A 24,709-nucleotide genomic window follows, 5' to 3' on the forward strand; every position below is an offset into this window, starting at 1 on the left:
GATGGACAAACGGCCCTTCGGCCGGACGGGCCTCGCGGTGACGCCGATCTGCGTCGGCACCAGCCCGCTGGCCAGCATGCCCGCCCTGTACGGCTACGCCGTCGACGACGCCCGCGCCGAGGCGACCGTGGCCGACGTCTTCGACGGCCCGGTCAACTTCCTCGACACCTCCAACAACTACGGCGCCGGCAGCGCCGAACGCCGCATCGGCGCGGTGATCCGCCGCCGCGGCCTGCCGGAGGGGTTCGTGCTGGCCACCAAGGCCGACGCCGACCCCGACACGGGCGACTTCGACGGCGAGCGGGTGCGCCGCTCGGTCGAGGAGAGCCTGGAGCGCCTCGGCGTCGACTTCGTGCCGGTCATGTACCTGCACGACCCCGAGTACCACATCACCTTCGAGGAGGCGATGGCGCCCGGCGGCGCCGTGGAGGCGCTGATCGCGCTGCGCGACGAAGGCGTCGTCGGCCACCTCGGCATCGCGGGCGGCCCGGTCGACCTCATGCGGCGCTTCGTCGGCACCGACGTGTTCGACGCCGTGATCAACCACAACCGCTGGACGCTGGTCGACCGCTCGGCCGAGCCGCTGATGGACGACGCCGCCGCGAAGGGCGTCGCCTTCGTCAACGGCGCCCCCTACGGCGGCGGCATGCTCGTCAAGGGCCCCGACGCCCAGCCCCGCTACGCCTACCGGGAGACCGCCGAGTCGGTCCGCGAGGCGGTCAGGGCCATGGCCGCGGCGTGCGCCGCCCACGGCGTGCCCCTGGCGGCGGCGGCGCTCCAGTTCTCGCTGCGCGACCCCCGCGTGACCTCCACCATCGTCGGCGTCTCCGAACCCGGACGCGTCGCCGCGACGATGGACCTGGCGTCCATCCCGATCCCCGCCGAGTTGTGGGACGAACTCGACCGCATCAACCGGAGAGACACATGACCATCGTGGACACCCCCGCCGCCCCCTGGAAGGACGCGGGACGCTCTCCCGAGGAGCGGGCCGAGGCGCTGATGGCGCGGATGAGCCTGCCGGAGAAGATCGCCCAGCTGTACGGGGTGTGGGTCGGCATCGACAACACCGACGGTGAGATGGCGCCCCACCAGCACGAGTTCACCGCGCTGCCGGTCCCGTGGGACGACCTGGTCAAGGACGGCATCGGCCAGCTCACCCGGCCGTTCGGCACCACGCCGGTCGACCCGGTCAAGGGCGCGGCGACCCTCGCGGCCGCGCAGCGCTCCCTCATGACGGCCGGGCGCTGGGGCGTGCCGGCGCTCGTCCACGAGGAGATCCTGACCGGCGTGGCCGCCTGGCAGGCGGGCGTCTACCCGAACCCGCTGTGCTGGGGCGCCACGTTCGACCCCGAGCTGGTCGAGGAGATGGGCGCCCAGATCGGCGCGACCATGCGCCGTCTCGGCGTCCAGCAGGGGCTGGCCCCGGTCCTGGACGTCGCCCGCGACCTGCGCTGGGGCCGGGTCGAGGAGACCATCGGCGAGGACCCGCACCTGGTGGGCGTCATCGGCAGCGCCTACATCAGGGGCGTGCAGTCGCAGGGCGTCGTCGCCACGCTGAAGCACTTCGTGGGCTACTCGGCGTCCAAGGGCGGCCGCAACCTCGCCCCGGTGTCGGCGGGCCGCCGCGAGGTGGCCGACGTGCTGCTGCCGCCGTTCGAGATGGCCCTGCGCGCGGGCGCGGGGTCGGTGATGAACTCCTACGCCGACATCGACGGCACCCCCGTCGCGGCCGACGTGACCCTGCTGACCGACCTGCTGCGCGACACCTACGGCTTCACCGGCACGGTCGTGGCCGACTACTTCTCGGTGGCGTTCCTGCAGACCCTGCACCACGTCGCCGCCTCGCCCACCGACGCCGCCCGGCTGGCGCTGACCGCCGGGATCGACGTCGAGCTGCCGACCGTGAACACCTTCGGCCCGGCGCTGGTCGAGGCGGTGGAGCGGGGCGAGGTCGACCTCGCGCTGATCGACCGCGCGCTGCGCCGGGTGCTGGTCCAGAAGGCCGAGCTCGGCCTGCTCGACGAGGACTGGAACCCCGAGCCGCCGATCCTGGGCGAGGCCGACCCGGTGCTCGACGGGCCCGAGGTCCGCGAGCTGGCCGGCCGCCTGGCCCGCCGCTCCATCGTGCTGCTGCACAACCGGGACGCGGCGCTGCCGCTGGCCCCCGGCGCGAAGCTGGCCGTGGTGGGGCCGCGCGCCGACACCGCGCAGGCCATGATGGGCTGCTACTCCTTCCCGATGCACGTCGGCGTGCACCACCCGGAGACGGGCATGGGCGTGGAGATCCCCACCCTGCTCGACGCGCTCAAGGACGAGTACGCCGTCACCCACGCGCAGGGCGTGCCGGTGACCGGCGGCGACGACGAGGGCATCGCGGCGGCCGTCGCGGCCACCGCCGACGCCGACGTGATCGTGGCGGTGCTCGGCGACCAGGCCGGGCTGTTCGGGCGCGGCACCTCCGGCGAGGGCTGCGACGCCCCCGGCCTGGCGCTGCCCGGCCGCCAGGAGGAGCTGCTGGAGGCGCTGCTGGACACCGGCAAGCCGGTCGTGCTGGTGCTGCTGGTCGGCCGTCCCTACGAGCTCGGCCGGCAGATCGACCGCCTGGCCGCCGTGGTGTGCGGGTTCTTCCCCGGCGAGGAGGGCGCCTCGGCGCTGGCCGACGTGCTGTCGGGCCGGGCCGACCCGGCCGGGCGCCTGCCGGTGAGCTTCCCGCGCGACGGCGGCAACCAGCCCGCCACCTACCTCGGCGCGCCCCTGGCGCAGCAGAACGAGGTCAGCACCGTCGACCCGACCGCGCTGTTCGCCTTCGGCCACGGCCTGTCGTACGCCCCGGTCACCTGGGGCGAGGTCGCCGGCCCGGCCTCGTGGAGCACCGACGGCACGTTCGACGTCACGGTGACGCTGCGGAACGAGAGCGACCGGGAGTCCTCCGAGGTCGTCCAGGTCTATTTGCACGACCCGGTCGCCGAGGTCGCCCGGCCGGTGCAGGCGCTCATCGCGGCGCGGCGCGTCGACCTGGCCCCCGGCGAGAGCCGCGAGCTCACCCTCACCCTGCACGCCGACCAGACCTCCTACACCGGGGCGTCGTGGCGGCGGCAGGTCGACCCCGGCGACGTCGAGCTGCGGGTGGGCGCGTCCAGCGCCGACATCCGCGGCGTGCTCGCCGTCACGATGACCGGCCCCCGGCGTTTTGTCGGATTCGACCGAGTCATGGAAGCATCCGTCGTCTGACGGATCCGGGGGCGGTCCGTCGGCCGGGCCGCCCCCTTTTTCTCTCCCAGGAGTTGTGATGACCTCTTCCCCTCCCCTGCGCTGGGCGATCATCGGCACCGGCGGCATCGCCCGCCAGTTCGCCGACGACCTGCGCCTGACGGAGGCCGCCGAACTCGTGGCGGTCGGCTCGCGGACCCAGGAGCGCGCCGAGGCGTTCGCCGCCGAAGTGGGCGCGGCCCGCGCCTACGGCGACCAGGCCGCGATGCTCGCCTCCGACGACGTCGACGCCGTGTACGTCGCCACGCCCCACCCCGCCCACCACGCCGGCGCCCTGGCCGCGATCGAGGCGGGCAAGGCCGTCCTGGTCGAGAAGCCGTTCACCGTCAACCGGCGCGAGGCCGAGGAACTGGTCGCGGCGGCCCGCGCGCGCGGCGTGTTCCTGATGGAGGCCATGTGGAGCCGCTTCCTGCCGCACATGGTCCGCATCCGCGAACTGCTCGCCGAAGGGCGGCTCGGCGACGTGCGCCTCGTGGTGGCCGAGCATGGCGTCTGGTTCCGCCATGACCCCGTCCACCGCATGTTCGACCCCGCCCTCGGCGGCGGCGCGCTGCTCGACCTGGGCGTCTACCCGGTCTCGTTCCTGTCGATGGTCTTCGGCGAACCGCTGTCGGTGACCGCCTCGACGCAGTTCGGCGACACCGGCGTCGACGGCCAGACCGCCGTGCTCGCCAAGTACGACGGCGGCCGGCAGGGCGTGGCGACCAGTAGCATGGAGGCGTTCCTGCCCAACCGGGCCTCGATCGCCGGCACCGACGCGCGCATCGACATCGACCCGTGGTGGTACCGCCCCACGTCGTTCACCCTCACCACCCGCGCCGGCGCGGCCGAGCGCTACACCTTCGACGTGCCCGGCAACGGCCTGCGTTTCCAGGCCGAGGAGGTCGCCCGCTGCGTGCGCGCGGGCCTGCTGGAGAGCCCGGTCCTCACCCTTGAGGAGTCGTGCCAGATCATGGGCACCATGGACGAGGTGCGCGCCCAGGCCGGGCTGCGCTACCCCGGCGAATAGCGGGCGGTGCTGGCCCGGACCACCAGCTTGGTCGACAACTCGACCCGGCCCTCGGTCATCTCCGCGCCGTCTTGGTGACCGAGCAGCGACCGGACCGCCAGCGCCGCCATCTTCGCGATCGGCTGCCGGACCGTCGTCAGGGGCGGGGCCATCCACTGCGCCATCGGCACGTCGTCGAACCCGACGACGCTCACGTCGGCGGGCACCCGCAGGCCCCGGTCCTGGATGGCGGCGTAGACGCCGAGGGCCTGCTCGTCGTTGCCCGCGAAGATCGCCGTCGGCGGCTCGGGCCGGTCGAGCAGGGCCTGGGTCAGCGAGAACCCGCTGTGGTAGTGGAAGTCGCCGTGCTGGACGAGGTCGTCGTCGAGCGTCATCCCGGCCCGCTCGACCGCCGCGCGGCACCCGGCCAGCCGCGCCTGGCTGCAGAGCATGCGCATCGGCCCGGTGAGCACGCCGATGCGGCGGTGGCCCGACTCGATCAGATGGTGCGCGGCGGCCATGCCGCCGCCCCAGTTGCCCGCGCCGATCGACGGGATCGTGCCGTCGGCGTCGCCGACGGGGTCGACCAGCACCGCGGGCAGCCCCAGCTTGGCGATGCGGGCCAGGTCGGCCGGGGTCAGCTCCGACAGGGCGAGGATGAGGCCGCCCGGCGCCCGGTCGGCGATGTCCTCGAGCCACTGCTGCCCGTGCCCCGGCGCGCCGTCGAACACCGACACCACGACGCCGACCCGGGCCGACCGCGCCTCCTGCTCGGCGCCGCGGATCACCTCGGCCGACCACGGCGACCCCGCGTCGTTGACCACCAGCTCCAGCAGCCCGCCCCGCCGGGCGGCGGCTCTGGGCAGCGGCAGGTGCAGCGGCCGTTTCGTGCGCTTGGTCGGCACGTATCCGCGCGTCGCCAGGAGCGCCTCGATCTGCGACCGGGTGGCGGGCGCCACGTCGGACCGGCCGTTGAGCACCTTCGAGACCGTCGCGCGCGACACCCCCGCCTCGGCGGCGATGTCGGCGACGGTCACGCGCGAATCTAACGGGTCGGGCATCAACCGATCGTACCGAGGTCAGTGGGAGTCGCGCGGCACGTCACTGCCACGGCCGCCCCGCAGGAACCCGAAGTCGGCGCCGCCGTCGGCCCCGAGCACGTGCTCCCGGTAGAGCCACCGGTAGCCGCCGAGGTCCTCATGGGTGGCCGGCGTCCATTCGGCCCTTCTCCGGTCGAGTTCGTCGTCCGGTACGAGCAGGGTCAGACTCCGCTTGGGCACGTCGAGTTCGACCAGGTCACCGGTCTGGACGAGAGCCAGCGGGCCGCCCACGGCCGCCTCGGGCGAGACGTGCAGGACGACCGTGCCGAAGCCGGTGCCGCTCATCCGGCCGTCGCTGATCCGCACCATGTCGGTCACCCCGGCGCGCAGCAGCTTGGCGGGCAGCGGCACGTTCGCCACCTCGGGCATGCCCGGGTAGCCCTTCGGCCCCGCGCCCCGGATGATCAGGACGTCGTCGGGCGTGACGTCGAGGTCGTCGTCGTCGCAGACCGCGTGGTAGGCCTCCGGCGAGTCGAACACCAGCGCCCGGCCGGTGTGCGTCATCAGCGCGGGCGAGGCCGCCGACTGCTTGATGACCGCGCCGTTCGGCGCCAGGTTGCCGCGCAGGATCGCGGTGCCGGTCCCGGCGGGCTGCAGCGGCGCGGCCATCGGCCGGATGACCTCGGTGTTCCAGTTGACCGCCGTCCGCACGTTCTCGCGGAGCGTGCGCCCCGTCACCGTGAGGGCGCCGGGGTTGACCAGCCCGGCCTCGTCGAGCTGGTTCAGCACGACCGGCAGGCCGCCCGCGTAGCAGAAGTCCTCCATCAGGAACCGGCCCGACGGCATCAGGTCGACGATCGTCGGCACGTCGCGCGCCAGCGCGTCGAAGTCGTCGAGCGGCAGGTCGACGCCGAGCCGCCCGGCCAGCGCCGTCAGATGGACGATCGCGTTGGTCGAGCCGCCGATCGCGGCGTTGGCCCGGATCGCGTTCTCGAACGCGGCGCGCGTCATGATCTGGCTCGGCTTCAGGTCCTCCTCGACCATGGCCACGATCCGCTTGCCCGCCTCCTGCGCCACCTCGTAGCGGCGCGAGTCGACGGCCGGCCAGGTCGCCGACCCGGGCAGCTGCATGCCGAGCGCCTCGGCCAGGCACGCCATCGTCGAGGCGGTGCCCATCGTCATGCAGTGGCCGTTCGAGCGGGCCATGCAGCCCTCGGCGACGTAGCCGTCCTCGACCGACATGCGCCCGGCCTTGATCTCGGCCTCGAACTTCCACACGTGGGTGCCCGAGCCGACGTCCTGCCCCCGGAACTTGCCGTTCAGCATCGGCCCGCCGGTCACCATGACCGCGGGCAGGTCGACGCTGGCCGCGCCCATCAGCAGCCCCGGCGTGGTCTTGTCGCACCCCGACAGCAGCACGACGCCGTCGAGCGGGTTGGCCCGGATCAGCTCCTCGGCCTGCATGGCCAGCATGTTGCGGTAGAGCATCGCGGTCGGCCGCAGCAGCGTCTCACCGGTCGACATCACCGGGAACACGAGCGGGAATCCGCCCGCCATCCAGACGCCCCGCTTGACGGCGTCGGCCACCCGGTCGAGGTGGGCGTTGCAGGGCGCCAGCTCCGACCACGTGCTGGCGATCCCGATGACGGGCCGGCCGTCGAACACCTCGGGACCGAACCCCTGGTTGCGCATCCAGGAGCGGTAGAGCATGCCGGAGCGCCCTTCGGCCCCGAACCAGTGCTGACTGCGTCGCGTCACGTTCGCGTTCTCGCTCAAATCATCCATCCGGCGTCCACGATCCAGTTCTGTCCGGTGCACATGGCACTGTCGTCGGCGGCCAGCCAGAGCACCAGGCGCGCCACGTCGGACGGCTCCAGGTTGTCGGGCAGGCACTGCACCTCCGCGAGTTTCTCGCGAACCTCCGGTGTGACCCAATGGGTGAGCTGGCGCTCGGTGAAGACCCAGCCGGGGATGACGCAGTTGACGCGGATGTGGTCGCCGCCGAGTTCGCGGGCCATCATCTTGGTCAGGCCCTCGATGGCCGACTTCGAGGAGACGTAGGCGGGCAGGCCGAGCAGGCCGACGTGGGGGCTGACCGAGCCGAGGTTGATGATCGAGCCGCCGCCGAGGGCGCGCATCCCGGCCAAGACGGCCTGGGCGGCGAAGAACTGGTGGCGGAGGTTGACGGCGATGCCCTGGTCCCAGTCGGCGGGTTCGAGGGTCTCGATGCCGGTGCGGGTGTCGTTGGCCGCGTTGTTGACCAGGATGGAGACGGGGCCGAGGGCCTGTTCGACCATGACGATCGCGGTGCGCAGGGCGTCGACGTCGGTGACGTCGGCGTGGATGTAGAGGGCGCGGTCGGTGAGTTTCTGCGCGCCGGCGTCGTCGACGTCGAGGAAGGCGACCTTGGCGCCCTGGGCGGCGAGCTGGGCGACGAACTCGGCGCCGAGGCCGGTGGAGCCCCCGGTGACGAGGGCGACCCGGTCGCGCAGGCTGGGGTAGACGGCGTACTCGCTCATGGCACGATCACTCCACGGCCGACGGCGCCACCGGTGAGGTCGGCGAACGCCTCGTTGATCTGGTCGAGCCGGTAGCGCCTGCCGATCAGCAGGTCGAGGGGCAGGCGTCCGGCGAGGTAGAGCTCGAAGATCTTGGGCAGGTCGATGAGGGGGTTGGCGGAGCCGTAGAGGCTGCCGACCACCCGCTTCTCGCGCTGGACGAGCAGGTTGACCGGCACGTTGAAGGTCTGGCCGACCTTGCCGAGGCCGACGGCGACCAGGGTGCCGCCGGGGCGGAGCACCTCGAAGGCGGTCTCCAGGGTCTCGGGGCGGCCGATGGCCTCGATGGCCCATTCGGCGCCGCCGGGGCGGATCTCCGCCATGGCCGCGGCGACGTCGCCGGCCGAGGCGTCGACGACGTGGGTGGCGCCGAGGCGCTCGGCCGTCTCCAGGCGCTCCGCGACGACGTCCACGACGACGATGGGGTTCGCGCCCGCCAGGACCGCGCCGAGGACGGCCGAGAGGCCGACGCCGCCGGCGCCGAAGATGACGACGCCGTCGCCGGCGCACTCGCCGATCGCGTTGAGCACCGCGCCGACGCCGGTGATGACGGCGCACCCGGCGATGGCGGCGATCTCCGGCGGCACCCCGTCGGGGACCGGCACGACCGCGCGCTCGGAGACCACGGCGTACTCGGCGAAGCAGGAGACGCCGAGCAGGTGGTGGACCTTCTCGCCGTCGGCGCTGAGCCGGGTGGTGCCGTCGAGCAGCCCGCCCGAGCCGACCATGATCCCGGCGGCCTCGCACAGGGCGGGCCGTCCGACGAGGCAGTTGCGGCACTGGCCGCACCGGGGCCGCCACATGAGGCAGACGCGGTCGCCGGCCTTGTGGCGGGTCACCCCGGGGCCGACGGCCTCGATGACGCCGGTGCCCTCGTGGCCCGGGACGACCGGGAGGGGGCACCTGAGGTCGCCCGCGAGGTAGTGCTGGTCGCTGTGGCAGACGCCCGCCGCCTCGATCCTGACGAGCACCTCTTCGGGGCCCGGTGGCGCGAGGTCGAGGTCGCGCACCACGAGAGGCGCTCCGACCTTTTCCAGCAGCGCAGCTCTCATCAGACCCGTCCCTCCATCTACCGAACTCGATCGCAGCAAACGTAGATGTAACGAACGTAGTGGTCAATAGTTTCGAAACTTTCACCCTGGTTACCGCGCCGATCAGCCGGGGTGAGCCGGTTTCAGCTGCGCCGATCGGCCGAGTCCCGGTTTCGGAACTTCGCCGCCGAGGGACCGAAACTTTCTGTCAGGACGTCAGCACGATCTTCCCCCGGGCGTGCCGGGTCTCGGCGAGTTCGTGCGCGGCGACGACCTCGTCGAGCGGGAACGCCGCCGCGACCGGCACCCGCAGCCGCCCCTCATCGGCGAGGCCCGCCGCGACGGCGAGCCCGTGCCAGGCCGGGGCGTCGGCCCCGCCGTGGGACAGGTGGACGCCGTGCTCCCGCGCGGCGAAGTCGGCGATCGTCACCACCCGCGCCGGGTCGCCCGCGAGGCCGACGAGATCGGGCAGCGCGCCGCCCGCGCAGTCGACCACGGCGTCGACGCCCCCAGGTGCCAGCGCGCGCACCCGGCCGGCCAGTCCCGGCCCGTACGTCGTCGGGACCGCCCCCAGCGAGCGCAGGTAGTCGTGGTTGTGCTCGCTCGCCGTGCCGACGACCACGGCCCCGAGCGCGAGCGCGAACTGGACGACGACCGCGCCCGTGCCGCCGGAGGCCCCCTGGACGAGCACGGTCTGCCCGGCGGCGACGGCGAGCCGGTCGAGCACCCGGGCCGCCGTCTCGGCCGCGCCCGCCGCGCCGGCCGCCTCGGCCCAGTCCCACGCGGCGGGTTTGGCCGCCCAGGCGGTCAGCACGGCGAGGTCGGCGTTGGTCCCGCGCCGGGCGAAGCCGGCCGCGCCGAACACCGCGTCGCCGACGCGCACGCCGGTGACGCCGGCGCCGACCTCGTCGACCACCCCGGCCGCGTCGAAGCCGGTCCGGAACGGGAAGGCGACCGGCATCAGGTCGCGCAGGCGTCCGGAGCGGAGGGCGACCTCGCCGGCGGCCACCCCCGACGCGCGCACGGCGACGCGGATCTCCCCCGGCCCGGCGTGCGGCTCGGGGACCTCGGTGACGTGGACGACGGCGGGCGGGCCGTATGCGGTGAACTGCGCTGCTCTCATGTCCGGGGACGGTAACGGAACACCCCGTCCGGTTGTCTAAAGTGAGAGTGGTGACGGCACAAGTGAGGCTCCGGTCCGACGCCCGTGACAACCGCGAGCGCATCCTCGCGGTGGCCCGGCTCGCGTTCGCGACCGAGGGCGTCGAGGTGCCGCTGCGCGAGATCGCCCGCCGCGCCGAGGTGGGCCCCGCGACCCTCTACCGCCACTTCCCGACCAAGGACGCGCTGCTGGCCGAGGCGTTCACCGAGCAGATGGAGACGTGCTCGGCGATCGTGGCCGAGGGGCTGGCGGCGGCCGACCCGTGGCAGGGGTTCCGGCTGGTGGTCGAGCGGCTGATGGAACTGCACGCGCTCGACCGGGGGTTCGCGCGGGTGTTCGCCTCGCGACTCCCCGAGGCGGTCTTCGCCGCCGACCGCGACCGCACGCTGCGGATGCTGCTCGACCTCGTCGGCCGGGCGAAGAAGGCGGGGCCGCTGCGCCGCGACTTCGTCATCGAGGATCTGAGCCTGGCGCTGATGGCCAACGAGGGCATCCGCGCCGAGTCCCCGGCGGCGCGGGCCGCCGCGTCGCGCCGTTTCGCGGCGCTGATGATCCAGTCGTTCATGGCCGACCCCGTCGCCGTGCCGCTGCCGCCGCCGGTCAGGCTGCCGCTGTCGCGGGCTTAGCGGGGCACCAGCAGGCCGCGGTTGAACGCCTCGGCGACGGCCGCGGCGCGGTCGTTGACGCCGAGCTTGGCGTAGATGTTCAGCAGGTGGCTCTTGACCGTGGCCTCGGTGATGAACAACCGGGCCGCCGTCTCGCGGTTGGAGTTGCCGGCCGCGATGAGTTCGAGCACCTCCAGCTCCCGTGGGCTGAGCGGCGGCGGGGGCGTGCGCACCCGGGTCAGCAGCCGGGCCGCCACCGACGGCGACAACACGCTCTCGCCCCGGGCGGCGGCCCGCGCGCCGCGCAGCAGCTCCTCGCGGGGCGAGTCCTTCAGCAGGTAGCCGGTCGCGCCCGCCTCGATGGCGGGCAGCACGTGGGCATCGGTGTCGTACGTCGTGAGCACCAGGATCTTCGACGGCACGCCCAGCCGCGCCAGCTCGGTGATCGCGCCCAGCCCGTCGAGCTCCGGCATGCGCAGGTCGAGCAGGATCACGTCGGGCCGCAGGTCGGCGGCCAGCCGCACCGCCTCGGCGCCGTCGGCCGCCTCCCCCACCACCTCGAACCCGGGGGCGGCCGCGAACATGGCGCACAGGCCGTCTCTGACGATGGGGTGGTCGTCGGCGACCAGCAGCCGGATCACGCGGACCTCCAGGGGACGCAGGCGGAGACGCCGGTGCCGCCGCCGGGCTCCGATTCGACGCGCAGGCTCCCGGAGAGCCCTTCGACGCGCTGCCGCATGATGGCCAACCCGAACCCCTCGCTCCGGCCGGAGAGATCGAAACCGGTCCCATCGTCCCGTACGTCCAGGGCCACCTCGTCCGCCAGGTAGGAGAGCGTCACCCCGACCCGGGTCGCCCCGGCGTGCTTGGCGACGTTGGCCAGCGCCTCCTGGGCGGTGCGCAGCAGGGCGACCTCGATGGCGGGGGCGAGCGGCCGGGCCGTCCCGGTGGCGGTGAACCCGACCGGGACCCCGTGCAGCGCCGACCACTTCTCCGCGACGGTCTCCAGGGCCTCGCCGAGCCGGGCGGTCTCGAGGTCGGCGGGGCGCAGCGCCTCGACCGAGCGGCGGGCCTCGGCCAGGCTCTCCCTGGCCAGCCCCATCACCGCGTCGAACGGCCGCCGCCAGGCGGCGGGCACCTCGTGGCGCTGTTCGGCGGCCTGGAGCTGGGTGATGATCCCGATCAGCCCCTGGGCGAGGGTGTCGTGGATCTCGCGGGCCATACGCTGCCGTTCGTCGAGCACGCCGGCCTCACGGGCCTGGACGAGCAACTGGGCGTGCAGCCCGGCGTTCTCCTCCAGCGCCGCCTCCAGCTTCTCCAGGGCGGCCAGCCGCTTCTCCCGCTCGACGTCGGCGGTGTGCAGCACCCAGGCGGTCGTCACCATCATCACGACGTTGACCACGATGATCACCCCCTGGAGCGTCGCCATCCCGGACGCGGCCGACGCCTGCGCCATCCCGGCGACCACCGCCGTGAGGCCCACCCCGGCCAGCCGCCACGGCCAGGTCAGCACCGTGAAGGCGTAGACGTAGGGGACGGGGGTGAACAGCCCGTACAGCGGGTTCTGCAGCACCATCACGGCGGTGATCGCGAGCAGCCCGGCGAAGAACGCCGGCTTGTCGCGCCACCGGTAGAGCACGACCATCCACACCGCCGCCGGGAGCAGCTCCGTCACCGGGAACCCGGCGGCCACGACCAGGACCGCGAGCCCGGCCAGCAGTGTGTACGGCACGACGGTGACCAGTAAGAACGGCAACCCTACTCCCAGCGGAACCAGCGGACCGCGACGGCCGCGCACACCGCCGCGTAGGCCACCAGGATCACCAGCGGCGGCCAGGAGGGAAAGCCGCCCAGGTAGGCGTCCTGGAAGGCGGCCATGCCCGCGCCGAGCGGCGTGTAGGCGCTGATGTCCTGGAGCAGCGGCGGCATCTGCGCGATCGGCACCCACAGGCCGGCGAAGAACATCATCGGGAAGAACAGCAGCGTGCCGATGGCCGTGGCCGCCGCCCGCGACGGCACCAGCGCGGTGACCAGCAGTCCGATCGACAGCAGCGCGGCGGTGGCCAGCAACCAGGCGACCGCGAACCCGAGCGGGTGGCGCGGCGGGTCGACCCCGAACCCGAGCGCGGCCACCAGGAGGAAGAGCGCCATCGCCACCAGCGCGATGGCGAAGTTGGCGGCGAGCTGGGCGGCCAGCACCCGCACCGGCCCGACGGGGGTGGTCCGCATCCGTCTCAGGACCCCGTTCTCCCGGTAGCCCGCCAGGGTGGTGGGCAGCGCGGTCATCGCCAGGATGGCGATGTTGAACAGGATGAGCACCGGGACGTACACGTCGAAGATGGTCAGGTCGGCGGTGATGGGCTCGCGCAGCGCCGGGATGCTGCCCAGGATGACGAGCACCACCAGCGGGCAGGCCACCCCCCAGATGGGGGCGACCTTGTCGCGGAGAGCCAGCTTGCCCTCGACGGCGATGAGCCGCCACGTCGCGCCGGTCATTTGGGGTCCTTCCTGGTCAGCTGGACGAAGGCCGCTTCGAGGCCGGCCTGTTCGACGCGGAGCCGCTCGGCCGTGATCTGGTTCCTGGCGAGCACCGCCATGACGGCGTTCACCACGGTGTCGTCGCCGGTCACGACGACGAACTCGCCGCGGCGGGTGACGCCGGTGACCCCGGGCAGGCCGGCGAGCAGGGCGTCGTCGAGCGGGCGGGAGGGGCGGAACTGCATGCGCTGCTCGACCTGGGCGCGGTCGGCCAGCCCGGCGGGGGTGTCGATGAGCACGACCCGGCCCGCGTCGATCAGGGCCACCCGGTCGCAGAGGCGTTCGGCCTCCTCCATGAAGTGGGTGACGAGCACGATCGTCACCCCGCGCGCCCGCACGCCCTCGATCAGCGCCCAGGTGTCGCGGCGCGCCTGCGGGTCGAGGCCGGTGGTCAGCTCGTCCAGGACCGCGATGTCGGGGTTGCCGATCAGGGCCAGCGCGATCGACAGGCGCTGCTTCTGGCCGCCGGAGAGGGCGGCGTACGTGGCCTTGGCGGGCAGGCCGAGGTCGTCGAGCAGGACGCGCCAGTCGGCGGGGTCGGGGTAGAAGGAGCCGTACAGCTCCAGGGCCTCGCCCACGCGCAGGCTCTCCGGCAGAGAGCCGGCCTGCAGCTGGACGCCGAGCCGGCGGGTCAGCTCCAGGTGGTCGCGGAGCGGGTCGAGGCCCAGGACGGAGACGGTTCCCCCGTCGGGGGTGCGGAGACCCTCGACGCACTCGACCGTGGTGGTTTTCCCGGCGCCGTTCGGGCCGAGGATGCCGAAGATCTCACCCTGCTCGACGGTGAAGGAGACGTCGTCGACGGCGACCTTGTCGCCGTAGCGCTTGTGGAGGCTGGTGACCTCGATCACTGGTGGCATGGCCCAAGAGTGCTCCGGCGGGGCCCCCTCCCGGCACCGACCGGCGGTCGGGAATCGGGATCAGCCGATCGGTGGATTCCCCGCCGCCGCCGGTCCGTGCGAGGCTGGACGAGGCGTTCTCGGCGTCACCAGATAGAGCGCCAGCCCCGCCGAGGTGAGCAGGAAGCCGGCCCACACCGTCGACAGGGCGCCCCAGCCGGCCGCCAGGGTGATCGCGCCGCCGATCGCGCCGAGCGAGTTGGCCAGGTTGAGGGCGGCCAGGTTGAGCGCGCCCATGAGGGTGGGGGCGTCGGGCGCGAAGGAGGTCAGCCTGACCTGGATGGTGGGGATCGCGAACATCATGGTCGCGCCGACGCCGAACAGGCACGCCAGCAGCACGAGCCAGTCGCCGCCGGCCACCCCGATCACCACCAGGAGTACGAGCACCCCGCCGTATCCCCAGGTCAGGCCGCGGTGCTCCCACCGGTCGGCGGCCCGGCCGCCGAGGTGGTTGCCGACCGCCATGCCGAGGCCGAACACGGCCAGCGCCACGGGGATCAGCGCGGGGTCCTGGCGCGCCGCGTCGGTGACGAACGGGCCGATGAACGTGTAGACGGCGAAGATGCTGGAGATGCCGAGCGAGGCCACGGCGACCATCACCCAGACCCCGCCCCGGCGCAGGCCGGTCAGCTCGCTCCTGATCGGGCCGCCGTGCAGGTCGGCGGTGCGCGGCACCCAGGCCCACAGCGCCAGCCCCGCGAGCAGGCCGACGGCGACCACGGCGGCGTACATGACCCGCCACCCGGCCTGCTGCCCGATGTACGTGGCGAGCGGCGAGCCCGCGACGGTGGCGACGGTGAGCCCGCCCATGACGGTGGCGAACGCCTTGCCGCCCCGGCCCGGCCCGTAGACGTAGGCGGCCACGACGGCCCCGGCGCCGAAGAACGCCCCTTGGACGCTGCCCGCCACGAAGCGGAAGACGACGAGCAGCGTGATCTCCGGGGCCAGGGCCGACAACCCGTTGCCCACGAGGAAGAGCACGGCCAGGCCGAGCAGCAGCGTGCGCCGGTTGACGCGGGCGGCCAGCAGGGTGATGAGGGGTGAGCCGACCACCACCCCGAGGGCGTAGGCGGTGATGGCGTGGGTGGCGACCGGGATCGACACCCCCAGGTCGGCGGCGAACAGCTGGATGACGCCGTTGCTGCCGAACTCGCCGGTGCCGATGGCGAAGGCGCCCAGCGCCAGCGCGAACAGGGCGAGTCTCGGCCGGGCGGCGCCCTTCCCGGCGGGCACGTGCCGGGCCTCCTCGGCGGCGCACTGGGCTTCGTACGCGCGGACGTGCACGGTCACCGGGCCGGCGCCGGTCGACGGTTCGTGGTCATGGCGCCCATGGTCTTCTCCGGCACTGGACGCCCACTGAACGGGCGGTTCACTGCCCGTCCAGTCGGGCCCGCCGACACTGGGGCGATGGACTCGCCCCTCCTCTTGGCCGCCCTCCCCTACGCCCTCGGCATCGTCATGTTCGGGCTGGGACTCACGCTGACGGCCGACGACTTCCGCCGGGTGGGCCGCCATCCGAAAGCGGTCGTGGTCGCGTTGTCGTGCCAGATCGTGCTGCTGCCGGTGGTCTGCTTCGGCCTCGTGCTGGCCTTCGGGCTGCCGCCCGAGCTCGCGGTCGGGCTCATGGTGGTCGCGGCCTCGCCCGGCGGCCCCACCGCCAACCTGTTCAGTCACCTGTTCGGCGGGGACGTCGCGCTGAACATCACCCTCACCGCGGTCAACTCGGTGCTGGTCGTGGTCACCCTGCCGGTCGTGGTGAACCTGTCGGCCGCCCATCTGCTGCCCGGCGGGGCGGCCCTCGGGCTGCAGGCCGGCAAGCTGCAGCAGCTCTTCGTGATGGTGCTCGGCCCGGTCGCGCTCGGCATGCTGGTGCGCGCCTTCGCGCCGGCGGCGGCGCGCCGCCTCGACCTGCCGGTCCGGCTGTTGTCCGTGGTGGTGCTGGCCGCGGTCATCTCCGCGGTCCTGTACGCCGAGCGGGCGAACCTGCTCGGCTACTTCGCGGTGGTCGGGCTGGCCGCGCTGGCCTTCAACGTCGTGAGCATGGCCGTCGGCTACGGCGTGCCGCGCCTGGCCGGGGTCGACCACGGCGCGGCCGTCGCGTCGGGGTTCGAGATCGGCGTCCACAACACCGCGCTGGCCATCACGATCGCGCTGAGCCCGGCCATGCTGGACAGCGCCCAGATGGCGGTGCCGGGCGCGGTCTACGGCGTCGTCATGTTCGGCACCGCCGCCGCGTTCGGCTGGGCCGTCACCCGGGGTCAGAGCCCGGCGAGGAACCTCGCGGCGCGGCCCGCGAACAGGTGACCGCCGCGTGCGGCCGACCGGTCGCGGGCCTCCTCGGCGGCGGCCCGCACCGCGTCGGCGGGCTCGCCCGTGGCATGCAGCAGGCGGGCGCGCAGCAGCAGGACGAGCCCTTCGGCGTACCGCTGGCCGTGGGCCTCCAGCGCCTGCTCGGCCCGGCCGAGGGCGGCGGCCGCCCGGCCGGGGTCGCCGGCGGCCAGCCACATCTCGGCGATCAGGGCGTGGTGGTGGGCCAGGCCCCAGCGCGGGGGCTCCATGAAGCCCGCGAGCAGCCGTTCGGCCTCTTCGGTGACGCCGACCGGGTCGTCGCCGGTCAGGGCGCGGGCCCACGACCAGTTCAGCCGGATGTAGAGCTCCTGCTGGAGGGCGGCGCGGCCGGTGCCCACCGCGATCCACCGGTCGATGGTGCGGATCACCGAATCGGGGTCGCCGGCCGTCGACGCGATGATGGACCTGTAGTACGCCCAGGTCGCGACCGCGTAGGAGTCGTCAGGCCCGTTCCACCGGTCGATGACGGCGACCGCGGCGTCCACGTCGCCGTGCATGGCCGTCACGACGGCCAGCCAGCCCGGCCACTCCCCCGACACGTCGCGCCTGATCGGGCTGTCGCTGTGCGCGGAGACGACCCCTTCCAGGAGGGCGGTGTCGTTGGCGCGGAAGAACCGGTACGCCTCGCCGATCTCGCCGACGTCCCACTGGTGCAGTCCCCACGCCTGGCGGCCGTAGACGCGCACGACGGGATCGGCCGACGCCTCCCCCTGCTCGTGGAGGCGGCGGACCAGCGCGGCGCGGTCCCACTCCATGAAGGTGTACGCCCCGAACAGGCGGGCGAACAGCAGCCCGGCCGCCTCGACCTCGCGGCCGAGCCGCCGGGCCAGCAGCTCGGCGCGCTCCAGCAGGTCGAAGGTGGTGCCGCCGAACCCGGCCTGCCGGCGCGGGGCGATGGCCAGCAGCGACAGGGCCGACAGTTCGAGCTCGGGGAGCCCGGCGCTGCGGGCGAGGTCGGCGGCCGACTCCAGGTGGCGGTCGGCGGCGGCGAACGCGAGCTTGGTCGCCGCACGCCGTCCGGCGCGCTTCAGCGCCTCCACGACGCGGACCGGGTCGGCGAGCACCCTGGCCGCCCACAGGTGGAAGGCGAGCCGCTCGGTGACCGACTCGTCGTCGGCCCCCTGCCGCTCCAGCGCGTCGGCGATGCTCAGGTGCAGCCGGACGGCCCGCCAGTGCTCGGTCGTCTCGGTGACCGACTCGCGGACGAGGTCGTGCGCGAACCGCCACGCGAAGGAGTCGTGCGGATCGCATTCGAGCAGGCCGAGGGCGCGCAGCGGTTCGAGGCGCCGCAGACAGTCGGCGACGCCGATCCCGGCGGCGTGGGCCAGCAGGCCGAGCTCGACGTCGCGGCCGATGACCGCCGCGAGGTGGACCAGCTCCCTGACCTCGTCGTCGAGGCCGGCCATGCGGTCGCGGACGACGTCGCGCACGGTCGCCGGCACCCCCGGCCGGGCCGCCGCGTCGCCGAGCGCGCCCCGGTCGCTGAGCAGCCGCGAGAGTTCGCGTACGAAGAAGGGGTTGCCCTCGGTGCGGGCGTGGATGTCGCGGGTCGCCTCGGCGCCCGGATGGTGGCCGGTCTCGCGGCGCACCAGCTCGGCGACGTCGGTCAGGCCGAGCGGGCCGAGCCTGACGCGGTGGTGGCCGGGCAGCCGTCCGGCGGCGGCCAGCGCCTGCGACAGGGCCGCGCCGGGGGTGGGGGCGCGGTCGCGCAGCGCGCAGACGATCGCCGCCCCGGCGGGCAGCCGCCCCACCACGTGGCCGAACATCTGGAGCGAGGCCGGGTCGATCCACTGGAGGTCGTCCATGACCAGCAGCACCGGCCGGTCGGCGGCGGCCTGGGCGATGACGCCGACCGCCTGCTCGAACAGCCGGAACTGGGCCCGGCTCCCGGTGACCGGCGGCCCGGCCTGGTCGCCGCCGCCCTCGATGAGACGGCCGAGCTCCCCGGCCCGCCACTTCTCCCGCGCTGGGGCGGGCAGGGCGTCGAGCAGCCCGGTGAGCGCCTGCTCCCACGGCCACATCGACGGCGTGCCGTCGCCCTCCAGGCAGGAGGCCCGGACGACGAGCGCACCGCGCCTGGCCGCGGCGGCGGCCGTCTCCTCCAGCAGGCGCGTCTTCCCCGCCCCCGGTTCGCCCTCGACCACGCCGAGCCCGCTGCCGCCCGTGTACGCGGCCTCGACGGCCCGCCGCAACCCGGCGAGCTCCTCGGCCCGGCCGACCAGCCCGGCCGCCCGCCTGGGGGCGTCCGGCACCGGCGCGGCCTGGGTCAAGACGCTCTCCTGCGCGGCCCGCAGCGCCGGCCCGGGGTCGATGCCGAGCTCCTCGGCGAGCCGGTCGCGGATGGCCTGGAAGGCCGACAGCGCCTCGGCCTGCCGTCCGGCCGCGCCCAGGGCGGTGACGAGGGCGGCGTGCACGGGCTCGTGGAACGGCGCCATCGTGGCGGCCAGCCGCAGCGCGCGCAGCACCCGTTCGGGCCGGTGCGCCGCCACGGCGAGCTCGGCCGCCGCCACGCAGGCGGCGTGGAACTCGTCGTCGAGCGCGGTCAGGACCGGCGCGGCGGCCGGTTCGAGCGACAGCCCGTCGCCCGCGTGGCCGTGCCAGAGGCCGAGCGCCGTGACGTAGTGGTCGAGCGCCGTGTCGGGCGACCGGGCGGCCAGGTCGGTGCGGGCGGCGACGAGGTGGCGGCGGAAGTCGACCAGGTCGAGGGCGCCGGGCCCGGCCTCGAACACGTAGGCGTCGCCGCGCCGGTGCAGGTAGCCGCCGGCCGCGCGGGCGGGCAGGGCCGGTTCGAGCAGGCGGCGCAGCGCGCCGACGTACTTCTGGATGATGTTGAGGGCGCTGGCGGGGGCGTCGTCGCCCCACAGGAGGTCGATCAGTTCGCGGGTGGTGATCGGGCGGCCCGCGCGGGCCAGCAGCAGGGCCAGCAGCTGCGCCTGCTGCCGGGGCCCGGCGTCGAGTTCGGCGCCGTCGCGCCACAGGCGGAGCGGGCCGAGGATCCGCAGGCGCAGGGGACCTCGGCCGTCGGGGTGGGCAGGCCCGGTCACGTCGCTCGGCTCCCGTCTGGACATCACGGACTCGGGTGCCGAGTGTAGTCAGGCTCGGGCGTACCGCCGCGCCAGGCGGTGGAGGTGATCGGTCAGCTCCGGCGGGTCGAGCACGGTGAAGTCGACGCCGAGGCTGCCGAGGAACGCCGCCAGGTCGCCCAGCGAGTCGCCGCCCGTCTCCAGCACGCCGTCGTCGGTGAGCACCCCGGCGGCCGGGGTGAGCAGTTCGGTCAGCCGCTCCATCGGGGCGTGCAGCCGCACCCGGGCCGTGTGGCGGTAGGCGGCCGAGCCGACCCCGCGCATGACCTGGGTGGCGGCGTCGGCCGGGGGCTCCCTCGGGACGAAGCGCGGCCCGTTCGGCGTGCGCGGGCGCACCCGGTCGACGCGGAAGGTGCGCCAGTCGGCGCGGGCGACGTCCCAGGCGAGCAGGTACCACCGGCGGCCGGTGTAGACGAGCCGGTGCGGTTCGACTTCGCGGACGCCGGGCGTGCCGTCGCGGAGCCGGTAGTCGAAGCGCAGGCGCTCGCGGTCGCGGACGGCGGCGGCGATGTGGGTCAGGGTGGCGGCGTCGACGGTCGGCCCGCGCCGGGCGACCGAGACCGTGGCCACGCCGACGGCGTCGATGCGGTGGCGCAGCCGGGAGGGCAGCAGCCGCTGGAGCTTGGTCAGCGCCCGCAGCGAGGTCTCCTCGATGCCGGTGACGGTGCCTCCGGCGGCGGCGTGCAGGCTGACGGCGACGGCCACCGCCTCCTCGTCGTCGAGCAGCAGCGGCGGCAGCGCCGCGCCCGCGCCGAGCCGGTAGCCGCCCGCCACACCCGGGGTCGACCGGATCTCGTAGCCGAGGATCCGCAGGCGCTCCACGTCGTTGCGCACGGTCCGGCCGGTCACCCCGAGCCGGGCGGCCAGCTCGGGCCCGCCCCAGTCGGGACGCGACTGGAGCAGGGACAGCAGGCGGAGCAGCCTGACGGAGGTTTCCAGCATGCTCCCAGTCAATCGCGGAACCGCACGTTCCGCGATCGTTCCTACTGTGCGAGGAGACGAAAGGAGCGACCCATGTTGCGCGGACCGGCCACCATCACGTTCTGGGCCGACGACCTGAAGGCCGCCAGGGAGTGGTACACCGAGCTCCTCGGCATCGAGCCCTACTTCGAGGTGCCGGGCTATCTGGAGTGGCGCATCGGCGACCACCAGGCGGAACTGGGCGTCGCCGACTCCCGGTACGCCCCCGGCCCCCCGGCCCGCCCCGGCGGCGCGGTGCTCCACTGGCACGTCGACGACGTGGCGGAGACCCTCGACCGGCTGCTGAAACTGGGCGCGACCCCGCACCTCCCAATGACCGATCGGGGCGAGGGCTTCGTGACGGCGTCCGTCGCCGACCCGTTCGGCAACGTGCTGGGCGTCATGTACAACCCCCACTACCTGGAGATGCTGGCCCGATGATGCACTTCCCCGACGCGGCGGCCTGGGAGACCTGGTTGTCGGCCAACCACACCGGCGAGGGCGTGTGGTTGCGCATCGCCAAGAAGGGCGCGCCCCTGGAGGCGATCACCATCGGCCAGGCGCTCGACGTGGCCCTCTGCTACGGCTGGATCGACAGTCAGCGCAGGGGCCACGACGAGCACAGCTACCTCCAGCGCTTCTCCAAGCGGCGGCCCGGCAGCCCGTGGTCGCGGGTCAACGTCCGCCGCGTCGAGTCCCTCACCGAGGCCGGCCGCATGCGCCCCCCGGGCCTGGCCGAGGTGGAACGCGCCCGCGCCGACGGCCGCTGGCAGGCCGCCTACGCGGCCCAGAGCGAGTTCGCGGTACCCGCCGACCTGGAAGCGGCCCTCGACCCCGCCCAGCGAACGGCCTTCGAGTCCCTCGACCGCACCGCCCGCTACCTGCTGGTCCTGCCCCTGCTCAAAGCCCGCACCCCGCAAACGCGGGCGGCCCGCCTGAAGAAGGCCCTGGACGCCCTCCGCGGCGACCCGCCACCCACCGTCGAGAAGTGAGACCGTCCCACGGAGATCGTCTACTCCGGCTGGGGCGCCACTACCGTGACCGCCCCTCCGGCCGGGCAGGTCCGGTCCTGACGGGTGGCCCGAGGCGGTCGGGTGGCCGGCCGGGCGGAGCCGTAACGGAAAGAAGCCGTTGACCACGGGCGGCGGGAGAGGGAGTTCCGCTGGTTGCCAAGACGACGCCCAGTTGTTACCGGGCGTTATAAAGGGACATCAGGGACCAACGGGAGCGATGTGACCTGGTAATATGTGAGATACCACAGGTTTTGACAGTGTTTTGTTGAGTTTTCCTGTCCCTTGTCCTGTTTTTACCGTTCCATTACCGTCCGCAGTGGCTTTTCCTCCCTCGGACGGGTTCCCTCTCCCGAGCACCCCCGTCCCCTCCGCCCTGGAGGCGACATGCGGTTTCGCGCGATCATGCGCAGAAGATCCCCCTACGTCGCGGCACTGGGCGCCGCGACGCTGGTGGCGGCCGGTCTCACCCTGACGCCGACCGCCTCGGCGCAGTCGGCCGCGGCCGACTGCTCCACCGACCCCGCCGCCCACATCGCGTCGGTCCCGAGCCCTCAGCAGTTCTTCGGCTTCCCGCTGGGCACCGGCCAGACCCGGATCCTGACCAGCCAGGAGCTCATCGACTACACCCACGCCGTCGGCGCCGCCTCCGACCGCGTGAAGCTCGGCGTCATGACGAACAGCGTCCTGGGCACCGAGATGCCCTACGCGATCGTCTCGGACGCGGCCAACGTGACGGACGCGCGGCTGAAGAAGATCGCGGACGACATCCTGTCGCTGCGGGACCCGCGCACCCAGACCGACGCCAAGGCCGCCAAGATCGCGCAGGACATCCCCGCGATCGTGTACGTCGCCGGCAACGTGCACGGCGGCGAGAAGAGCGGCGCGGACGCCTCGCTGCAGACGCTCTACGAGCTCGCCTCGGGCCTGTCGTGCGACGTGAAGAACCGCAACGACAACCTGCTCACGATCATCGTGCCGACGCAGAACCCCGACGGCCGCGACGCCAGCCGCCGGCAGAACGAGTACGGCTTCGACCTCAACCGTGACTGGTTCGCGCGCACCCAGAAGGAGACCGACGCCAAGCTGGAGCTGCTGCGCCGGTACCCGCCGCAGGTCTTCATCGACGCTCACGAGATGGGCGGGCGGCAGTACTTCTTCCCGCCGAACGCCGACCCGATCCACCACGAGATCGCCGACCAGCCGGTCGACTGGATCAACCGCATCGGCGAGGCCAACAAGGCCGGCTTCGGCTTCAACGGCGCCTGCGGCGGCTCGGTGACCGTCGAGTGCTACTTCAACTACGCCACGTACGACATGTTCTACATGGGCTACGGCGACACCGTCCCGGCCACCGGCTTCGGCGCCGCGGGCATGACGTTCGAGAAGGGCTCCTCCTCGGCCGTCCCCGACCGCGTGCAGCAGCAGTTCAACACCCAGTGGGCGACCACGGGCTGGGCCGCCGCCAACAAGCACGAGATCCTCGGCAGCTACTGGGACATCTGGAAGACCGCGCTCGCCGAGGGCGAGCAGGGCGTGCTGGAGCCGAACGAGGTCGTGCAGCCGACCAACACGGTCCAGTTCCCGGTCCCGGACGTCAAGATCCGCTCGTACTTCCTGCTGAACGACCGCCAGCTCGGCGACGTGCGCAAGCTGGTCGAGCGCCTGCGCCAGATGGACGTCGAGGTCTACCGCCTCACCAAGCCGCTCACCGTGCCCAACGCCAAGATCTTCGGCGGCCGGTCGGAGGCGGACAAGGTGATTCCGGAGGGCTCGTACTACATCCCGATGGCCCAGCCGCAGAAGCACTGGATCCAGGCGACGCTCGGCGAGGACCCGTACGTGCCGTTCCCGTACTTCTACGACGTCTCCTCCTGGAGCAACCCGCTCCTGGCGGGCGTCGACACGGTCTACAGCGGCGACGTCGTGTCGCCCCAGGCCGAGCTGGTCCGCAAGATGGAGGGCGGCGTCGCCCAGGGCGCGTCCAAGAAGGGCTCGTTCTCCTACCCGCTCGACTCCTCCTCGGCCTCCGAGCTGACCTTCAAGCTCCTCGGCCAGGGCGTCGCGCTCAAGCGTGACCTCTCCACCGGCGTCGTCTCCTTCTCGCCGGGCGAGATCGGCCGCGCCGACCTCGACGCGCTCGCCACCTCCCTCGGCGTGACCGTCACCGGCAGCGGCGCGGCCCCCTCGGGCACCCCGCTGAAGACCCCCGACGTCGGCCTCTACAACGGCACGGGCGTCAGCACCACCTCCGGCTCCTACGGCGAGGCCCGCTTCGTCCTGGGCGCCAAGTGGGGCCTGACCCTCAAGCCGGTCACCACCGCCGACGTCAACAACAACACCGCCGCCTTCACCGAGCGCGGCGTCCTGCTGATGCCCGACGGCAGCAACTCCACCGGCGGCCTCACCGCCCAGGGCCAGGCCAACCTCAAGGCGTGGGTGGCGAACGGCGGCACCTACATCGGCCTGCGCAACCAGGGCACCCGCGTCGCTCGCGCGGCCGGTCTGACCAGCACCACCGAGAAGACCAAGCCGACCGGCTACCAGGTCATCGGCTCGCACTTCCGCGTCGACACCGCGACGTCGGACGCCGTCGCCCTGGGCCGCCCGGCCGAGGACTTCCAGTTCAACAACGGCGACCCGATCCTCAACCCGTCGACCACCGGGACCAACGTCCTGACCTACCCGGCCGACGGCACCTGGTGGGTGAACGGCACCACCAACGGCGCCGACGCCCTCAAGGGCACCGTCGCGCTGACCAACGAGCCGACGGGCGCCGGGCACGCGGTGCTGTTCGCGTACAACCCGCTGTTCCGGGCGTACAACGAGAACGGCATCCACCTGGTCGCCAACGCGCTGCTGATGCCGGAGGGCGCCGCCTCCCCGGCCGTCCAGAAGCGCGCCCTGGCCCGCACCACCGCCCCCGCCCCGGCGGAGGAGACCCCGCTCATCGGCGGCGAGTGGCGTCCGTTCCAGATCCAGGTGGCCGACGCCGACCTCGCCCGCACCCAGGCCGTGGTCGCGAAGTACACCGGCACCGCGACGGTCGCCAGCGCGGCCGGGTCGTCCTACCTGACGATCCCGAACCCGGAGGGCCTCGACATCCACGAGCACCCCTTCCTGCGTGACCTGGTCAACGAGCTGAACGTGGCGGGCATCCCGCTCCGCTCGGTCGTCGGCTGACCCTTCTGAGAAAGAGCCCGGCCCGGGTGCCACCCC

General features: G+C 73.5%; 20 protein-coding genes. 8 read left to right on the forward strand and 12 right to left on the reverse strand.

Annotated features, from left to right (window positions below):
- Nucleotide 1: 1 nt before the first annotated feature.
- The 3 genes from AW274_RS26990 to AW274_RS27000 are packed head-to-tail and all read left to right on the forward strand — an operon-like array spanning nucleotide 2 to nucleotide 4,279.
- A complete protein-coding gene (locus AW274_RS26990) occupies nucleotides 2–928 on the forward strand; it encodes an aldo/keto reductase (RefSeq protein ID WP_062437372.1) in 927 nt (308 codons plus the stop codon).
- On the forward strand, nucleotides 925–3,231 hold the full coding sequence (locus AW274_RS26995) for a glycoside hydrolase family 3 N-terminal domain-containing protein (RefSeq protein WP_062437374.1): 2,307 nt from the start codon (nucleotides 925–927) through the stop codon (nucleotides 3,229–3,231). The genes AW274_RS26990 and AW274_RS26995 overlap by 4 nt, the downstream gene beginning before the upstream one ends.
- A gap of 58 nt (nucleotides 3,232–3,289) precedes the next feature.
- Nucleotides 3,290–4,279 (forward strand): Gfo/Idh/MocA family protein, encoded by a 990-nt coding sequence (locus AW274_RS27000; protein ID WP_062437376.1) that lies wholly within the window; start codon nucleotides 3,290–3,292, stop codon nucleotides 4,277–4,279.
- Here the strand turns inward: AW274_RS27000 and AW274_RS27005 are convergent.
- The 5 genes from AW274_RS27005 to AW274_RS27025 all read right to left on the reverse strand — a co-directional run bounded on the left by AW274_RS27005 (nucleotide 4,264) and on the right by AW274_RS27025 (nucleotide 10,010).
- A complete protein-coding gene (locus AW274_RS27005) occupies nucleotides 4,264–5,319 on the reverse strand; it encodes a LacI family DNA-binding transcriptional regulator (protein WP_062437378.1) in 1,056 nt (351 codons plus the stop codon). The two genes, AW274_RS27000 and AW274_RS27005, sit on opposite strands and share 16 nt — an antisense overlap.
- Before the next feature lie 18 nt (nucleotides 5,320–5,337).
- Nucleotides 5,338–7,056 carry an IlvD/Edd family dehydratase gene (locus AW274_RS27010; protein ID WP_232320394.1) on the reverse strand — a complete coding sequence of 573 codons (1,719 nt, stop codon included), beginning with the start codon at nucleotides 7,054–7,056 and terminating at the stop codon, nucleotides 5,338–5,340.
- Between the two features lie 14 nt (nucleotides 7,057–7,070).
- Nucleotides 7,071–7,817, reverse strand: a complete 747-nt coding sequence (locus tag AW274_RS27015; RefSeq protein WP_062437382.1) for an SDR family NAD(P)-dependent oxidoreductase — start codon at nucleotides 7,815–7,817, stop codon at nucleotides 7,071–7,073.
- Nucleotides 7,814–8,908 carry an alcohol dehydrogenase catalytic domain-containing protein gene (locus tag AW274_RS27020; protein WP_062437385.1) on the reverse strand — a complete coding sequence of 365 codons (1,095 nt, stop codon included), beginning with the start codon at nucleotides 8,906–8,908 and terminating at the stop codon, nucleotides 7,814–7,816. Before AW274_RS27020 ends, AW274_RS27015 begins: the two co-directional genes overlap by 4 nt.
- A 187-nt stretch (nucleotides 8,909–9,095) precedes the next feature.
- A complete protein-coding gene (locus tag AW274_RS27025) occupies nucleotides 9,096–10,010 on the reverse strand; it encodes an NADP-dependent oxidoreductase (protein WP_062437387.1) in 915 nt (304 codons plus the stop codon).
- Between the two features lie 50 nt (nucleotides 10,011–10,060).
- Here AW274_RS27025 and AW274_RS27030 point away from each other — a divergent pair, with 50 nt between their 5' ends.
- On the forward strand, nucleotides 10,061–10,675 hold the full coding sequence (locus AW274_RS27030; protein ID WP_157520750.1) for a TetR/AcrR family transcriptional regulator: 615 nt from the start codon (nucleotides 10,061–10,063) through the stop codon (nucleotides 10,673–10,675).
- Here AW274_RS27030 and AW274_RS27035 read toward each other — a convergent pair.
- From AW274_RS27035 to AW274_RS27055, 5 genes are read right to left on the reverse strand one after another with little or no spacing between them, the layout of a single operon-like run.
- On the reverse strand, nucleotides 10,672–11,295 hold the full coding sequence (locus tag AW274_RS27035; RefSeq protein WP_198169429.1) for a response regulator: 624 nt from the start codon (nucleotides 11,293–11,295) through the stop codon (nucleotides 10,672–10,674). The genes AW274_RS27030 and AW274_RS27035 overlap by 4 nt on opposite strands.
- Nucleotides 11,292–12,410, reverse strand: coding sequence for a sensor histidine kinase (locus AW274_RS27040; protein ID WP_232320396.1), 1,119 nt, complete (start codon nucleotides 12,408–12,410; stop codon nucleotides 11,292–11,294). Before AW274_RS27040 ends, AW274_RS27035 begins: the two co-directional genes overlap by 4 nt.
- A 2-nt stretch (nucleotides 12,411–12,412) precedes the next feature.
- Nucleotides 12,413–13,150 (reverse strand): ABC transporter permease, encoded by a 738-nt coding sequence (locus AW274_RS27045; RefSeq protein WP_062437392.1) that lies wholly within the window; start codon nucleotides 13,148–13,150, stop codon nucleotides 12,413–12,415.
- Nucleotides 13,147–14,049 carry an ABC transporter ATP-binding protein gene (locus tag AW274_RS27050; protein WP_062437394.1) on the reverse strand — a complete coding sequence of 301 codons (903 nt, stop codon included), beginning with the start codon at nucleotides 14,047–14,049 and terminating at the stop codon, nucleotides 13,147–13,149. The genes AW274_RS27045 and AW274_RS27050 overlap by 4 nt, the downstream gene beginning before the upstream one ends.
- Nucleotides 14,050–14,109: 60 nt before the next feature.
- Complete coding sequence (locus AW274_RS27055; protein ID WP_198169430.1) at nucleotides 14,110–15,378, reverse strand: MFS transporter; 1,269 nt, start codon at nucleotides 15,376–15,378, stop codon at nucleotides 14,110–14,112.
- A 117-nt stretch (nucleotides 15,379–15,495) separates the two neighbouring features.
- Between AW274_RS27055 and AW274_RS27060 the strand changes: the two genes are divergently transcribed.
- Complete coding sequence (locus tag AW274_RS27060) at nucleotides 15,496–16,392, forward strand: bile acid:sodium symporter family protein (protein ID WP_062437397.1); 897 nt, start codon at nucleotides 15,496–15,498, stop codon at nucleotides 16,390–16,392.
- Here the strand turns inward: AW274_RS27060 and AW274_RS27065 are convergent.
- Nucleotides 16,347–19,481, reverse strand: a complete 3,135-nt coding sequence (locus tag AW274_RS27065; RefSeq protein WP_198169431.1) for an ATP-binding protein — start codon at nucleotides 19,479–19,481, stop codon at nucleotides 16,347–16,349. The genes AW274_RS27060 and AW274_RS27065 overlap by 46 nt on opposite strands.
- A gap of 48 nt (nucleotides 19,482–19,529) precedes the next feature.
- Complete coding sequence (locus tag AW274_RS27070; RefSeq protein ID WP_062437400.1) at nucleotides 19,530–20,462, reverse strand: helix-turn-helix transcriptional regulator; 933 nt, start codon at nucleotides 20,460–20,462, stop codon at nucleotides 19,530–19,532.
- A 72-nt stretch (nucleotides 20,463–20,534) separates the two neighbouring features.
- Between AW274_RS27070 and AW274_RS27075 the strand changes: the two genes are divergently transcribed.
- The 3 genes from AW274_RS27075 to AW274_RS27085 all read left to right on the forward strand — a co-directional run bounded on the left by AW274_RS27075 (nucleotide 20,535) and on the right by AW274_RS27085 (nucleotide 24,673).
- A complete protein-coding gene (locus AW274_RS27075) occupies nucleotides 20,535–20,921 on the forward strand; it encodes a VOC family protein (protein ID WP_062437402.1) in 387 nt (128 codons plus the stop codon).
- Complete coding sequence (locus AW274_RS27080) at nucleotides 20,918–21,472, forward strand: YdeI/OmpD-associated family protein (protein ID WP_062437405.1); 555 nt, start codon at nucleotides 20,918–20,920, stop codon at nucleotides 21,470–21,472. Before AW274_RS27075 ends, AW274_RS27080 begins: the two co-directional genes overlap by 4 nt.
- Nucleotides 21,473–21,877: 405 nt before the next feature.
- Nucleotides 21,878–24,673, forward strand: a complete 2,796-nt coding sequence (locus AW274_RS27085; RefSeq protein WP_198169432.1) for a M14 family zinc carboxypeptidase — start codon at nucleotides 21,878–21,880, stop codon at nucleotides 24,671–24,673.
- The last annotated feature ends 36 nt before the right edge of the window (nucleotides 24,674–24,709 follow it).

Source organism: Herbidospora daliensis (assembly GCF_001570585.1).
GTDB classification, from domain to species: domain Bacteria; phylum Actinomycetota; class Actinomycetes; order Streptosporangiales; family Streptosporangiaceae; genus Herbidospora; species Herbidospora daliensis.